General features: G+C 44.2%; 9 protein-coding genes. 7 read left to right on the forward strand and 2 right to left on the reverse strand.

Annotated elements, in window-relative coordinates; translation table 11 throughout:
* Positions 1–177: 177 nt before the first annotated feature.
* Complete coding sequence (locus GTW09_RS12015) at positions 178–1,857, forward strand: AMP-binding protein (protein WP_163112081.1); 1,680 nt, start codon at positions 178–180, stop codon at positions 1,855–1,857.
* Between the two features lie 216 nt (positions 1,858–2,073).
* Here the strand turns inward: GTW09_RS12015 and GTW09_RS12020 are convergent, their stop codons facing one another.
* Positions 2,074–2,733: a dUTP diphosphatase gene (locus tag GTW09_RS12020; RefSeq protein ID WP_163112082.1), complete on the reverse strand. Its 660-nt coding sequence runs from the start codon at positions 2,731–2,733 to the stop codon at positions 2,074–2,076.
* A gap of 539 nt (positions 2,734–3,272) precedes the next feature.
* On the opposite strand from GTW09_RS12020, the gene recC reads away from it, so the two are divergent.
* The 4 genes from recC (at position 3,273) to GTW09_RS12040 (ending at position 13,264) form a co-directional block, all read left to right on the forward strand.
* Complete coding sequence (gene recC, locus GTW09_RS12025; protein WP_163112083.1) at positions 3,273–6,908, forward strand: exodeoxyribonuclease V subunit gamma; 3,636 nt, start codon at positions 3,273–3,275, stop codon at positions 6,906–6,908.
* The gene (gene recB, locus GTW09_RS12030) at positions 6,905–10,789 is read left to right on the forward strand and encodes an exodeoxyribonuclease V subunit beta (protein WP_163112084.1); all 3,885 of its coding nucleotides are present in this window, start codon (positions 6,905–6,907) and stop codon (positions 10,787–10,789) included. The genes recC and recB overlap by 4 nt, the downstream gene beginning before the upstream one ends.
* A 1-nt stretch (position 10,790) precedes the next feature.
* The gene (gene recD, locus GTW09_RS12035; protein WP_163112085.1) at positions 10,791–12,782 is read left to right on the forward strand and encodes an exodeoxyribonuclease V subunit alpha; all 1,992 of its coding nucleotides are present in this window, start codon (positions 10,791–10,793) and stop codon (positions 12,780–12,782) included.
* Between the two features lie 65 nt (positions 12,783–12,847).
* Complete coding sequence (locus GTW09_RS12040) at positions 12,848–13,264, forward strand: energy transducer TonB (protein ID WP_163112086.1); 417 nt, start codon at positions 12,848–12,850, stop codon at positions 13,262–13,264.
* An 89-nt stretch (positions 13,265–13,353) separates the two neighbouring features.
* Here GTW09_RS12040 and GTW09_RS12045 read toward each other — a convergent pair whose 3' ends face one another.
* Entirely contained in the window at positions 13,354–13,740 is a 387-nt protein-coding gene (locus GTW09_RS12045; RefSeq protein WP_239059371.1) for a hypothetical protein, read from the reverse strand.
* 156 nt (positions 13,741–13,896) lie between these two features.
* Between GTW09_RS12045 and GTW09_RS12050 the strand changes: the two genes are divergently transcribed.
* Positions 13,897–14,301 carry a hypothetical protein gene (locus GTW09_RS12050; RefSeq protein WP_338024954.1) on the forward strand — a complete coding sequence of 135 codons (405 nt, stop codon included), beginning with the start codon at positions 13,897–13,899 and terminating at the stop codon, positions 14,299–14,301.
* A gap of 187 nt (positions 14,302–14,488) precedes the next feature.
* Positions 14,489–14,710, forward strand: a complete 222-nt coding sequence (locus GTW09_RS12055; protein WP_163112088.1) for a TIGR02450 family Trp-rich protein — start codon at positions 14,489–14,491, stop codon at positions 14,708–14,710.
* Positions 14,711–14,755: the final 45 nt, after the last annotated feature.

The raw sequence follows: 14,755 nt of genomic DNA on the forward strand, positions 1-14,755 counted from the left end.
AAAACTATAGCGGCGACTATAAAAAAACTAAATTGTGCTCGCCATCCCACGGTCTGTGCAGGTTGTAAAGTAAACGCCAGTTTAAAAAGCTTGTCATTCTATAAAAAATAAGGCTTATTATACTTCTGTGAAATCATTGTAAAAATGAGCTACATTATAACAACAAATGAGTGAACTATGCCGCTAGATATGACAGCAAATGCAAAAAGCACGGAAGTAATCGAATCGCCATTAAGTATGTTGTACCACTGGGAAAAGAGCCGTGGGGATGACGTATTCCTTACTCAGCCTATCAAGGGCGAATACCATGATTTTACATGGAAGCAAGTAGCCAATCTTGCAAGACGAGTGGCCACCAGACTCTGCGAAATGTCGCTACCACCAGGTAGTCGAATTGGCATATTTTCTAAAAACTGTGCCGAATGGTTTATCACAGATTTAGGTATCATGATGGCAGGGCACATTTCGGTGCCTATATTTTCTACCGCGGGTCCAGATACCGTTCAGTACGTACTTCAGCATGCTGACGTACAGCTTCTGTTTGTCGGTAAATTGGATAATACAGAGCAACAGGTGGCTTCTATTCCGTCAACCTATAAAACGGTGGCGTTCCCATATCCTAATATCCCAGCGACTCAGCAGTGGAACGAATTTATTGATTGTGAGCCGTTGCAAGCTTCACCGGTGCACGACATGAACGATGTAATGACTATCATTTACACGTCTGGCAGTACGGGGCAGCCGAAAGGGGTGGTTCACAGTTACAATACAGCCTGTTGGGCAGCGAGACGCTCGCTAGATCAGCTAGGTATTAATGAAAACGATAGAACACTCAGCTACCTTCCTCTTGCGCATATTACAGAGCGGGTGCTGGTTGAATTGTCGAGCTATTACAGCGGTGGAAAAATCCACTTTGTAGAAGACCTGGCGACGTTTCAGCGCGATGTGGCACATTGTCAGCCTACGCTGTTTATCTCGGTGCCTCGCTTGTGGACTAAGTTCCAAATGGGCGTGCTCGCTAAAATGCCACAGAAGAAACTCGATACACTTCTCAAAATTCCTATCTTAAATAAAATCGTGGCGAAGAAAATTCGCAATGGACTAGGTATTAATAATGCTAGGCTGTGGGCAAGTGGTTCCGCGCCGTTAGCCCCTGCTGTTATCGAATGGTTTGCAAAAATCGGCATCAATATCTCTGAAGGGTGGGGCATGACCGAAAATAGCGCTTACGGTACGGGCAGTGTGCCTTTCAGGCACGACAAAATTGGCTGTATTGGCAAGCCCTATGAAGGCGTAGACATTCGAACGTCAGACGAAGGTGAAATTCAGGTTCTGTCGCCGTGCAATATGATTGAGTACTACCGAGAGCCAGAGAAAACTGCAGAGGTATTTACCGAAGACGGGTACCTGCGCACCGGGGATAAGGGCGTGATAGATAGCGATGGTTACGTGAAAATCACCGGTCGTCTCAAAGATATCTTCAAAACAGCGAAAGGGAAGTATGTAACGCCAGCGCCTATTGAAGCGAAGTTTATGGAAAACCCTGTGGTAGAACAGGTGTGTGTGACCGGTACAAACCTTCCTCAACCTGTTGCGCTTCTGGTGCTTAGTGAAGAGGCGCAGAAAAAAGACAAAGCGGCTATTGAAGCAAGCCTGACGAAAACTTTCGAGAATATTAACGCCAAGCTAGAAAGCCACCAAGTTATGGACAGGGTGGTGATTATGCGTAATGAGTGGAGCATTGAAAACGACCTTCTTACACCGACACTCAAGGTGAAACGTCATGTTCTAGAAGAACGTTTTGTTGATGTAATTCAAGGCAATTACACTAAAAAGTTAGTTTGGGTAGATGCTTAGCGCAAAGTGCAAAGTAAAGAGCGGCTAAATTAGGGTTTAGCCCTCGACCAAAAATTGTAAGAGAAAAGCGAAAGCAAAGTATAAAACGAAAAAGAAACGGGGCTTCTTATCAAAAGAGCCCCGTTTTTATATGCAGTGTTTGTCTAAAAAGCTTGCAGGTGGCAGTGCTAATGCATAGCTAATTGTGTACTTATAATGTCAAAATATTGGATATGATTACTGCGTTTCTTCGTAGCGCTGCTGAAGACCTTGATACACCAAATCGCTGAAATTGGGTTTTGATAAATCAAGCGAGTTCATTACTTCTACCAAGTGTTCGTTATCTTCTCTACCGCCCCATAATTTAATATAGGTACCCTCTTTGTATCCGTTATCTTGTCGGAAAAAGTTAAGTACATTTTTTCCAACGTATTGCCGATAAAGTTCATCAGGCGACATCTCGCATTGCGCGACAATATGCATAAATAGCGGTACGCTAAATCGCTTGGCGGCACACAAACCCGTCATTAGTTCTAAATTGTCTAATAACGACTGGTTGGCGACGTCGTAGTTGGTATTGTCGAAGGTTACATTAAGATTGCCGGCTGCTAACTCTGCCGCAATGCTCTCTGCCGACGCAGAAATATCGCCTTTAAAATCGATAATGCAGGCGCTTAGCGCAAAATGCCAAATGTCGACTAGTTCCATTTGCAGCTGTGGCAGGTCTTTTTGCTGCGCTTTCCACCATTTCCAGCCGTGATGCTCTATGGCTTCTACCGATTCTACCATAGCAGCTCTTAAATAACCGTAGCCAGCATTCAGCCAGTCGGGATTTACTTTTGCATTCATTTTATCTTGAAGTGAAAGCATGGTGGCTAGCTGTTGTGCGCTTAACATTGAGGCTCCTGTTAATCAGTTTTTGCGATAGGAATCGCCATTCGTCTATTGCGGTGATTATGTGGTTGTGAAGTTTACTGGAAGGGCGCCTTGGTATAAATACTTTTTGCATATCAATGGTGCATTTGCACCAAAGAAAAACTAGGGTTTCATTTATTATCGATTGCAAAGTTTTTATGTTATTGATAATTAGAGGTTTTAAAGTTGGCATCTTACCTGCTAAAGCTATTGTGTTAACTGAGCTGCGTAATTGCAGATAATCTGACTGGGTGCCAGGCAACACGCATTCAGATGGTAATTATGTGGTCCGTAAACCTTACCCATACAGAATTTTCGTGTCCTGAGGTCTGTATGGGTTTTTTTATTCTCTGCACATTTTCCCTCCTTTCGTCTTCATACCTAGCCGTTGCCACAAAAAATAAATCACTTAACACCGAGTTGAATTGCGATACACTAAAATATCTCACTACAAAAAGGGCTCAGTCATTTTATGCTCTGCATGAAATGGACTAAATGCTGATAACAAAAGGATTTTTAGAGTGCTTGCGCTATATCCATCAAACAAATTAGAGCATCTTAGCTTTCTGCTAACGTCCCTGCTAAAACAACAGCCTTCAGGTGTTTTTTCTCCTGAAACCATTCTTGTTGAAAGTCCCGGAATGCAACACTGGATTAGTATGCAGCTTGCCCGTGAGCAGGGCATAGCTATGAACCTCGATTTTCCTCTGCCTGTAAGATTTATGTGGAACACTGCAAGAGTGGTGCTAGGCAGCGAAAAGGTTCCTCGTCAGTCTCCTTATCGACGTGAAGTTCTCACGTGGCGAATCGATAACATTTTGCAAGATGATGAGCTGATGCAGTCCGATGCGTTCGAGCAGGTTCGTCGTTATTGGATCGGTGCAGGTAGTGAACAAGAACAGGGTGTCCAGCGATTACAACTCGCAACTGCGCTTGCAGACGTTTATGAACAATATTTGCTTTATCGACCAGACTGGCTATTTGCTTGGGAGCAAAGTGAGCGAATTGTGTTTGACGATATGGAGTTGTGGCAAAGCGAAATATGGCGAATGCTTACAAAAAATCAGCCGCTACATCCCGCTAGACTTCACAAAATGACGCTTGAGGCGCTTGAAGCCGGTCAGATACCTGCTGACTTACCGTCGCGTATTGTCGTGTTCGCCATTAATACCATGGCGCCGCAGCTAATTGCGTTTTTTGATGCGTTGGCTCAGCATATCGATATCCATATCTTCCATTTGAATCCTAGCGTCAATTACTGGGGAGACGCAAAAAGTGATAATGAACTTGCTAGACAGCTTCGTATGGAAGGGCTTGAAAAGTGGATGTCACAAGAACAAAGCAACCCCTTGCTTGGTAATTTGGGTAAACAAGGTAGAGAACTGTTTAATTTACTTACCGATTTAGACACTTTCGAGATAAGTGCTTTTGATGCTCCTGAACTAGACGACTTAGGCGCTAACATACTAGGCGATACCTTACTAGACGATAATACAGACGCAAACGGCGAAAAAGCACGCAATACCTCTAATTTGCTCACCCGCATTCACAACGACATATTGCATGCTGCGCCTGCAGAGCCTATAAACGAGTTCGAAGTCGCAGAGCAAGACGATAGCGTGACTATTATGTGCACTCACTCAGCCCTGCGAGAGGTGCAGGTGCTGCACGACCACCTTTTACACTGGCTTTCTCAAGACAGTGCGCGTACTCCGTCAGATATTTTAGTTATGTGCCCTGCTATAGAAAACTACGCACCCTTTGTAGATGCTGTTTTTCATAGAGTGGGAACTAAGCCGCAACGCAGGGAGGGAACCACACGCTTACCCTGTTCGATAGCAGATAGAAGCCCTATGGACACCGAGCCGTTAATTGCAGCCTACATGGCGCTATTGCAGCTGCCAGATAGTCGGTTTGGCGTGTCGGATATTATGGACTATTTACAGCTAGACTCTGTGCAAAAGCGCTTTAACGTTTCCCAAAGTGATATTGATCAAATGATCGTGTGGTTAGAGCAGGCGCATATTCACTGGGGGCTTAACGCTAAGCATAAATCTGCCGTTTCCGAAGGTGTCACAAAAGAAAATACGTACAGCTGGTGGTGGGGCATTCGCCGTTTATTGATGGGAATGTTAGCCCCAGACAGTGAAGTAGTGATTGATGAAACACTCACAATTCCTGATGTAGAGGGCCAAAGTGCGTTGATCCTAGGCAAATTAGTGCAAGTTATCGAGTTACTTGGACGGTTTGCCAATGAGCTCACCACTCCACGCACACCTAAAAAATGGGCCGAGGATTTATTAACACTGCGAGACGCGTGTTTCGTATCTACTAAAGAGCAGGAGCAAAGTTGGGATTTAATCGCCAAAGTATCAGCCGATTTATACGCACGCTGCCAAGAAGCGGATTACGAGCATGAACTTAGTTTGCGCCAAATTAAAGATCTGTTGCTTAGCCGCTTCTCCTCACCTGATGCGGGAAATCACTTTATGACGGGGCAGGTAACGGTTTGCTCCATGCTTCCGATGCGCAGCATACCGTTTAAGAAAGTATGTATTTTAGGTTTGAACGACAGTGAGTTTCCGCGAAAAGCAACCCCGCTAGGACTCGATTTAATGGCGGGGCCAGCGAGACGATTGGGCGATCGCTCTCGACGTTTAGAAGACAGGTACCTTTTCCTAGAAGCCATTATCTCTACTAGAGACAGCCTATACTTGAGCTATCAAGGTAATGACGTAAAAAATAACAGCGAGCGTCAGCCCAGCTTAGTGCTGGCTGAATTTATAGATATGTTAGAGAACGGCTATGAACTCGATGTATCTCTGTACACAAAATTTGCACCGCTGCACCCCTTTAGTGAGTCTGCATTTACGGGGGCTTTACCCAGTTATGAAACCGGTTGGTTACGCTTGGCAGATGCATTACAGCAAGCAAAGATAGCAGCAGACGAAAAGAGTAAAGCATCAGAAGAGAATGCAAATTCATCAGCTAACGAAAACAGCGCAATTGCGCAGAATAGTGCTTCTGAACTTAGTGCTACATTAGATGACGCTCATAGTGCTACAGACACCCGGCTGTCCACAATGCAGGTTGCAAGGGCATTTAAAGATCCTTTGGCGTACTTTTCACAGCAACGTTTGGGTGTCAATCTTTCGCATTCTTTTACATTACTTGAAAATAGTGAACCCTTCGAAACTAACGCTCTTGTGCGATACCAAGTGTTAGACGCTATTTTCTCGGTGCCCACAAGTCAGGAGCAGCCAACAAGCTATGATAATGTCGGCGAGCAAATAGCGAAATTTGCGATGTTGCGTGGCGATATTCCAAATAACCCGGTAGCCCACGAAGAACTTCAAGTGTGGAAGGACGGTGCGCTGGCCCTGAACCAAGCCATTGGGCCCCATGACGCTGAAGCCAAAACGGCCTCTTTTACAGGTCAATATATCACCTTCACAACAACTGCTTTTGAGGCTGCTGATAGCCTAGTTCAGCGTTGTGCAGGTAAAATTAATGATACAAGAGCGCTGTCGTATTTCATGTCTCAGCTGGTTTTTAGTGCCAATACCGACACTCATACCTATAGCGGCTACCCACTGGATATTTATTATTGCAGTTGGGAAAAGGGTGAAACCACATTAATTAAGCGACGGTATGCTCCGTTTGATACCAGCACAGCGCAGAATATTCTGCTGTTTATTGAGCAACTGTACATTTCAATTTTCACGGCTCCCACACCGCTTTATGCCAGTCAGTTTAATGATTTGGTGCCAGGAAAGCGAAACTCTGAAAGTAAAGCATTGGTAAGTGACATTACGCCGGCAATATTTAATGAAGTTGTTCAAGCGCTACAGCGCTACTCACAACTACCTGGAGCACGTTTACGCGTTAAGAATGGTTGTGCATTTGAAGAAGATATAGGCTCAGAGAAACCTGAGCAGATAATACAACGCACAATCGATTTGTTTGAAAGTTCAACGGCGCAGCGGTTGTTGCGAAGCTGGGAACAGTCTACGTCTCAGTACGGACCAAAAATGGCTGACGATCCCTACTTAAAATGGCTATTCCCCGATGGTATATCGTGGCAAAGTTTGCCCTGTGTTGAGGGGTTTATTTTGTTTGCCATGGTGGCCAATTCAGCTGAGGAGGAAAAGCTATGAGCAATGCAAATCACAACGCTGCAGTATCTCAACTTCTCGATGTACCAAACATGCCGCTCTACGGGCGTCACCTCATTGAAGCCAGTGCAGGAACCGGTAAAACATTCAATATCACTCGCTTGTATTTACGGCTGCTGCTAGAGAAAAAGCTTACGGTAAAAGAAATTTTGGTCATGACTTTTACCAAAGCGGCAACCGAAGAAATTAAGGGAAGAGTTGCAGCCACGCTTCGCGATGCAACGGCTGTGTTTCAGCAGGTGAGTAGCAACGAAGGTGATATTCCCGAAGGACTCGATCCCGTCTATGAGCATCTTCTAAAACTCGGTGATATAGAAGAGAGTTTAGGTCGCTTAAAAGCAGCACAGCTCGAACTCGACGAAGCCTCGGTGTTTACAATACACGGATTCTGTCAGCATGTTATTGGACAACTTGCCTTTAACAGCGGCTTTGCGATGTCGCTAAACTTGAGTAAAGACACGAGTGAGCTTTACCTGCAGGCATGTGAAGACTGGATACGAAAAGTAAGTAGTGGTGTTGATAATTATACAGAGAATGATTTTTTGCTATTAGCCTCGTCGAGCTGGCATGTGCCTGAACGTTTACTCAGTGAGTTCTACACCAGTTTACACAGTAATTTAACCCCGCTGTTGCTTGATGAGGAGTCCGTCGAGACTTCGTTTCAACATAATTTAAATAGTCACCCTGATACGCATCAGGCTCAATTCAGCGTATTTTTAAACAGTATTGAAGAAAACGAGTCACTGATTTATCAAGAACTGATAAAAACACCTGCGCATAAAAAGACACGACCGACTGAACTTGAGGCTCTCAAAGTATGGTTGAGAGGAGGGGAGTTTACAGACGCTCCAGATGAGGCGAAAGCGTTTCTAGATAAGAGACGCTATTCACGCAATTCATCGGGCATAAAAGACATTCTCAGTCCGATAAAAGATTTCACTAAAGCAATTGAGCTAGAGATTGCTGAAAGAGATAAAACGTTGGCTCAGCTACCGGTTTTCACGCTCATTAATGAAGCTATTTCATTTGTTAAGTCAACGGTAGCAAAACAGAAAAAACAGCGGGGTATTATTGATTTCGATGACCTTATCAATATGTTAGCGGCAGAAGTTGCTAGGCCAGGCAACTCGCTGGTAGGTGAACTTCGCAAAAAATTTCCAGTGGCGCTGATTGATGAGTTCCAGGATACGGATGCCAATCAATATGCCATCTTAGATGCGGTTTACCCAAATATCCGTAAGCAGAAAGACGCCATAGAGCCAAATGCAGAGCCAACTATTGAAGGCGATTATGTAAATGAGAGAAATACTTATGCGCTGTTGATGATTGGTGATCCAAAACAGGCAATCTATCGCTTTCGAGGAGGCGATATCTTTACCTATTTAAAAGCAGGTAAACAAGCAGACTTTCGCTGGGTAATGAATACAAATTGGCGTTCTGTCGAAGGTATGGTGAGTGCTTATAATCGCCTATTTTACGGTGCTCCCCTTGCCTCTGAAGAGCCAACCGATGTTTTTGGCTTCGGCATTAACTATACGCAGGTTGAATTTACGCAAAAAGCCGCCGCGGCTAAACATCCGCTGTATGATCCCTGTGAGCATCGTCGTGCGATGAATTACGTCAGCATGTTTTTAGATGACAAACAGGATGCCGACACCATGCGTCGTCAAATGGCACTGTGGATTGCACAAGAAATTTATCGTTTATTGAATGAGGCGAAGTTTGACGAGGCGTCGTCCCGTCGTCCCGTGAAACCAGCAGATATAGCGATTTTGGTGAAAGACCGAAACGAAGCAAGTGTTATAAAATACGTGCTACAACAGCACGGGTTAGCCTGCGTTTATTTAAGCGACAGAAGTAACTTATTTCTTACTCCAGAGGCAAAAGACGTACTGCGTTTACTCAACGGTATTTGGCACGCCAGTGATAGTGACAAAGTTGCGGCGTGTCTAGCGTCGCCATTATGGGGATACACCCCCAAGCTTTTAGTTGATTTACTGTTTCACGAAGATGACGGCCTGTGGGATATTGCGTATGACCGCGTGCTTACATTGCGTGAGCTATGGCTGCAAAAGGGGTGTATGAGTGTATTACTGCAGCTAATGCAAGAGAGTTATACGCCCTTTGGAAACGACGTAGAGAGAGCGCTCACAAATTACCAGCATCTTGCTGAAGTACTTGAAAAAGCAAGTACCACGCATCAAAGGCCAGAACAGTTGCTCGATTGGCTAAATAAACAAATCCATCAGCCTGAGTCTGACGAGGAAATGACCCTTCGCTTAGAAAGCGACAGTGAACTTATTCGCCTTATCACCCAGCACGGCTCTAAAGGATTAGAATATCCCATTGTATTTGTTCCTTTTGCAACCGGATATAAAGATCCTGCTAAAAATGGCAAATCCATGTCTCAAATTTTCACCTATTACGATGAAGACAAGCAAGGGCTGCAGCTGCAACTAGGTCAAACCAAACAAGCCATTGCGAGAGTGCGAGATGAAGGGGCTGCCGAAGATATGCGACTGGCCTATGTGGCTGTTACTCGAGCAGCCCATCGCTGTTACATGGGCGTGATCCCGCTAGATGGAAATGAGAAAAGCGCATTAGCGCGTGCTCTTGGTATTACTAAAGAAACTGACGCAAAAGATAATACTGCTGCGTCAGAGGGCGACAACGCATGGATAAACGCGCTTAACAGTGTGAGCGCGGAGACGGATGCTCACAGCTGCCATATTAGCGCAGATGAAATTGATATTACGTATTCCAGTTTCAATCGCGAAGACGCTGTACCTCAGCTTTACACGCTTCAATTCACTGGTACTGAAAGCGAAAACTGGCGACTGTATTCCTTTTCAGCGTTGAGCCGACTTACTACTCAGGGCAATATTCCTATAGCTAATAATAACGTGCAAACGATTCCCGTTATCCAAACCGCCCGTGACGAGGAGTTTTCTACTTTTGCTGACGGTCGCAGTGAAAGTTCAGATTTGAATCAATACGATGCGGCTAATGCCGCGTTGACCCCTCACGTTGAGGCGGCTAACCAGTTGCGATTTACGCTTACTAAAGGGGCAAGTGCGGGCAATCTTTTACATGATCTGCTAGAGCTCAATGACTTTAGCGCACCTGAGTGGGAAGAGCATGGCCCTGAATTACTAAATCGATTTGGTCTTGAGGAAGACAAAGCCGACTTTTTATATGAGTGGTTAAATGAAGCGCTTGAAACGCCGCTTTATCCTCAAGAGAATTTGACCTTGAGCACTCTTCAACTGGGGCAAACGCTAAGAGAAGCTGAGTTCTATTTTCCTATGAATGAGAGTAAGTGGTCGAAGCTAAGCCGAGTTTTACAAGAGCACAGAGCAGATCTTGCCAGCCACTTTAATGTGCAAGCTCTCACGGTCCCCCGGCTTATGACAGCAAGTCTAGCGGGCATGATGCACGGCTTTATCGATTTATTGTTCGAGCATGAAGGTAAATATTATGTGGCAGATTATAAATCTACTTGGTTAGGTGACGAGATTGCCAATTATAATCCTGGTGCACTTTTTGAGAACAATCAGCATCATTTGTACGATTTGCAGTACCTTATTTATAGCCTTGCACTGCATCGCTATTTGAAAAATACGCTAGTGGGCTACCAACCAGAGCAACATTTTGGCGGCGTGTATTACTTATATTTGCGAGGAATGCACCCAGAGAATCGAGAGGGAGAAGGGGTATTTTTCACGCCAATTTCAAAGCATGCTTTGCACGCGTTAGATAGTCTTTTTGATGGCGAAGACTTTCAGTCTACCCCATCACCCCAGACATCAGACGCAGGGCATCAGCATTCCTTTGGCTTTTCTGACGAAGAAGGGGAAGAGTGATATGGACTCAACCTTAACCAGCACCGACTCTGTGGTAATTGACAAGAACGCTTTGTTCGAACAACTGCACGGTATTGAAGCCATTGATAAATTTATTGCTTCAGAGTTTTCTCCACTACCTGCACTAAGTGAAAAAGAAAACATTGTTTGGCTGCACGTGCTTGTGGCGCTTTCGTTTATGCAAAGGCATGGCCACAGCTGTATTTTGCTCAGTGATATAGCCAGCAAGCTTCTTTTCAACCGCTCAGAGCCGACGTTAGACAGTTCAGATACTGCAAAAAAAGGTTATATGTTCGATGAGCTTACTCCGCTTATTGGTGTGGTGAAGAAGGCGTTGAAAGACGAACGAATTACTCAGCTTTTTGTGTACAGCAATGGGCTCTTTTACAGCCGCAGATACTATGAATTTGAACAAGAAATTGCCCATGGCATAGTGGCCAGAACAGCGTTTTCTCCCCTTACTGACGAGGCGTCTTTGAAGGTTAAAGCCCTGTGGCCCGCGATGTTCCAATTAGCATCTGCAAACACCGTTCACAACCAGACCAGCGGAGTGCAAGACTGGCAGCAGATAGCGGTGGCAAAAAGTCTTGTACAACGATTTAGCGTAATTAACGGCGGGCCTGGCACCGGGAAGACTTACACGGTTTTGCGCTTGCTACTGGCCCTTCAGGCCTGTGAAGAGAATGTCAATATTGTACTTGCCGCTCCGACGGGTAAAGCGCAGCAGAGAATGACAGAATCTATTTCAGACAGTATTTCTGCCCTTAGAGGTAAAATCGATGATGCGTTGCTAAACCGGGTTCCTACCCATGCGGTGACAATTCATCGACTGTTAGGTTTACGGGAACACACAGTTTCAACTAAGTACAACACGCAGAATCAACTCGCCCTTGATGTGTTAATAGTAGATGAAGCCAGCATGGTAGATCTAGCGCTTATGGCACGAATAATACGAGCGCTTCCACCTCATGCTAGGCTGTATTTCATTGGCGATGCTGAGCAGCTACCCGCGGTAGAGCTTGGCAATGTACTAGAGCAACTGGTAGACACCAGTGATGAACTCGATGGTTTTGATGAGGAAAGAATAGGGGCTGTACCCAGTGCTTTGCGACAGCATATTGCGACCTTATGTCCGCACCTTCCGCTGTTACCTGTGGATGAAGAGGCAAAAACATGGGTACATACGTTACAAGCACCACAGCGATTTAAAGGTCAAGTGGCAGCTGTGGCAAGTGCCATTCAAAAGGGTGAGGCAACGACTGCGTTAAGTGCTATCAATAAGGAAGATCATAAAGAAATTGCAGAGCAAGAGCCTGATATTAAGACATTGCGAGAGGGCGTTTATTTGTGGTCTGAAAATAGCGTGTCCGAAAAGTTATTACGCAAAATGGCAACTCAGTGCTTTGCACCCATTTTTGATGCATCAGATGCAAAATCAGCATTAAAGCAATTAAACGCAGTGCGATGGTTAACGCCAGTACGTAAAGGTAATATGGGTGTTGAACGATTAAACGCGCTTGTCTTCGACGCTATCAAAAGCAAAATAACACGTCGAGAAGGAGCATTTTATCAGGGCCAGCCAATTATGATTGTGAAGAACAATCATCCTCAGCGATTATCAAATGGTGAGGTAGGCATTATCTGGCCAGATAGTAACGGAAAACTATTTGCTTGGTTTGAAGCTTCTAACGGAGAGTTACGTCATATCTCGTTATCTAGGGTCCCGCAGTTTGACACTGTTTATGCCATGACAATTCACAAGTCTCAGGGTTCTGAATTCTCTCATGTTGTATTGATACTACCAAAACCAGAAACAGAAAAGTCGGCAGCACTATTTCATAGAGGGTTAGTGTATACGGGCTTAACAAGAGCCAAAAAAGGCTGCTTGATTGTGTCAAATACCACCACCTTTAGTGACATGGTTTCTAAAGTAGACAGGCGCTACTCAGGCTTATCCGGTGCCATTCGCGATGCCGCTATCGATAGTATGTGAACATTATTTATATTGGTTGTGACATGCAACCCACAAATTCGAGTCATTAAAATTTAAGGAAGAATATGAAAAAAATACTTTTATTTGCAACCACTATGCTTGTGATAGGTTGTTCATCGACAGACAAGAATGCTGTCGCCCCACTAGATTTAACGAGCAGTGAAGAGTTGGTCAAAGACTATTGGGTTCTATCGGAGAGAGCTTATCCAAGTTATCCCGTATCAGCCGCAAAGCGAAAGTTAAATGGTTGTGTTGTTTTTCAATATGTAATAGACAGCGAAGGTGAACCACAAAATATAAAAACGATTAAATTTTTACCCGATAATACTTTTGTACCTGAAGGCAAGAAAGCGCTTAAAAAACTCCGTTGGAAACCATCAGAATCAAATACATCAGCTCAGCCTGTGTTAACCACCGTAGAATGGAGCTTTACCCTAGATGATGTAGCGGGGACACCTGACTGTAAGCTTGAAAGCTTATAAAAAGCGGCTTGTAAGTTGAGGTGTCACGTTAGTATGTCCAGTTGTTTTTAGTGTTGGCAAGACACTATCAAAAATTATCAGTCACAAACTCACATTGGTGTGAAATAAAAGGCGCCGTGTTTGAGAGCCTCAGATGAGGTCTTTGCTATTGGATAAAAGCGTGTTGGTGTATTAACCCGTAAAATCCCGCCGTCACAGTGTAAAAACTGAGACGGTAGAAAAGGCGGCGCTGTCTCATCCTGGTTGAACTGAATACCCTCTTCAACGCACAAATAGGCAAGCCCTCCTAGATCTAGCCAACCAATTACGCTATCTGGGTTGGCAATAAAGCTTGCATGCTCGATAATGTCACTGTGTAGGGTAACATTGGCACCGAAAACAGGTTTTGTTTGAATAGCCAAGTTTACCGACGGTTTTAACGTAAGCTTGTAAAGGCCATGCACCATGGGTGTAATAGCGTTGCTTGGCTTATTCATCGTTTTTAACGTATGCATTCTCATTAACGCGACAAAGTGTGATTAATTGTAGTGTGGCGTATCGTTGAAGAAGATGCGTTGATGTGGATCAACGGGATGTTTTGTTAGTAAATCATTGGCTAATAGTCATTTCAGTAATACAACTTTGAGAGTTCTGTGAGTGAATTAAATACCAACCCGTTTAGTGCAAATGATGCAAGTGAGAGCACGACGGCCAGCTTTAGATTTTTACGTCTAGATCGAATGCAAGCATATACGCTTAAAAGAGAAATCGCGGAAGCATCGTTTTACGAAAACACCGACACCGGTGATTTTGTAGGGCTGCTGCCGCTAAAAGAGCCTGTTTTCGATGCGTTAAACGACTTCTTAATTCGTCAGCAAATTAGTTATGACGCGTGTGATCTTTTTGTACAGACTAAACTAGCAAGCGCGGGCGCTGAGGTTAGTTCAGGGTCCAGAACACTCTGTAAATCAGAGCACAAACCAGAAGTTAGTATTCCTCGTGAAGTGAATAAAATTCTGAAATATATTGATTGTAGAATTACCGTTGCTGTTCAATAGCATTACAGATAAACAACTACTACATATCGACAAACGAGATTCTGCCGCATTTATTATCTGAATTTGTGCCAAACAGCTATTTTTTCAAGCCGTTATTTAACTAAGCTTTTATTAAACAAGCTGTTATTAAACAAGTGCAATGCTGTGGCATTCACGACTTACAACCCCATCAAGTAAGAGTTCTCTTATGTCATCACATCAAATCAATCCAAAAAAGTTACATCATAGTAAATGGACATCAACATCGCCCGTGAACAAAGAAAAGCATTTTATGGTTACAGAAGTTAACTTTGACGAAGACGGTTTAATTACTGCATGCCTATTAGAATCGGTGATGTCAGAAACTGAGTATTCAATTGACTGGCGAGAGCTAAAAGACACAACAAAGTGGCGACAGGGCTGGAAGTAGCTCGAGTAAAACTGTTGGCACACCGTCTAAATTTTAAAACGCAAA

This window comes from Alteromonas hispanica, from assembly GCF_010500915.1.
Lineage (GTDB): Bacteria > Pseudomonadota > Gammaproteobacteria > Enterobacterales > Alteromonadaceae > Alteromonas > Alteromonas hispanica.

Excerpts from the sequence above, each read along its gene's own strand:
- GTW09_RS12015 (WP_163112081.1), top strand. The coding sequence starts at position 178 with ATGCCGCTAGATATGACAGCAAATGCAAAAAGCACGGAAGTAATCGAA.
- GTW09_RS12020 (WP_163112082.1), bottom strand. The coding sequence starts at position 2,733 with ATGTTAAGCGCACAACAGCTAGCCACCATGCTTTCACTTCAAGATAAA.
- recB (WP_163112084.1), top strand. The coding sequence starts at position 6,905 with ATGAGCAATGCAAATCACAACGCTGCAGTATCTCAACTTCTCGATGTA.
- recD (WP_163112085.1), top strand. The coding sequence starts at position 10,791 with ATGGACTCAACCTTAACCAGCACCGACTCTGTGGTAATTGACAAGAAC.
- GTW09_RS12040 (WP_163112086.1), top strand. The coding sequence starts at position 12,848 with ATGAAAAAAATACTTTTATTTGCAACCACTATGCTTGTGATAGGTTGT.
- GTW09_RS12045 (WP_239059371.1), bottom strand. The coding sequence starts at position 13,740 with ATGAATAAGCCAAGCAACGCTATTACACCCATGGTGCATGGCCTTTAC.
- GTW09_RS12055 (WP_163112088.1), top strand. The coding sequence starts at position 14,489 with ATGTCATCACATCAAATCAATCCAAAAAAGTTACATCATAGTAAATGG.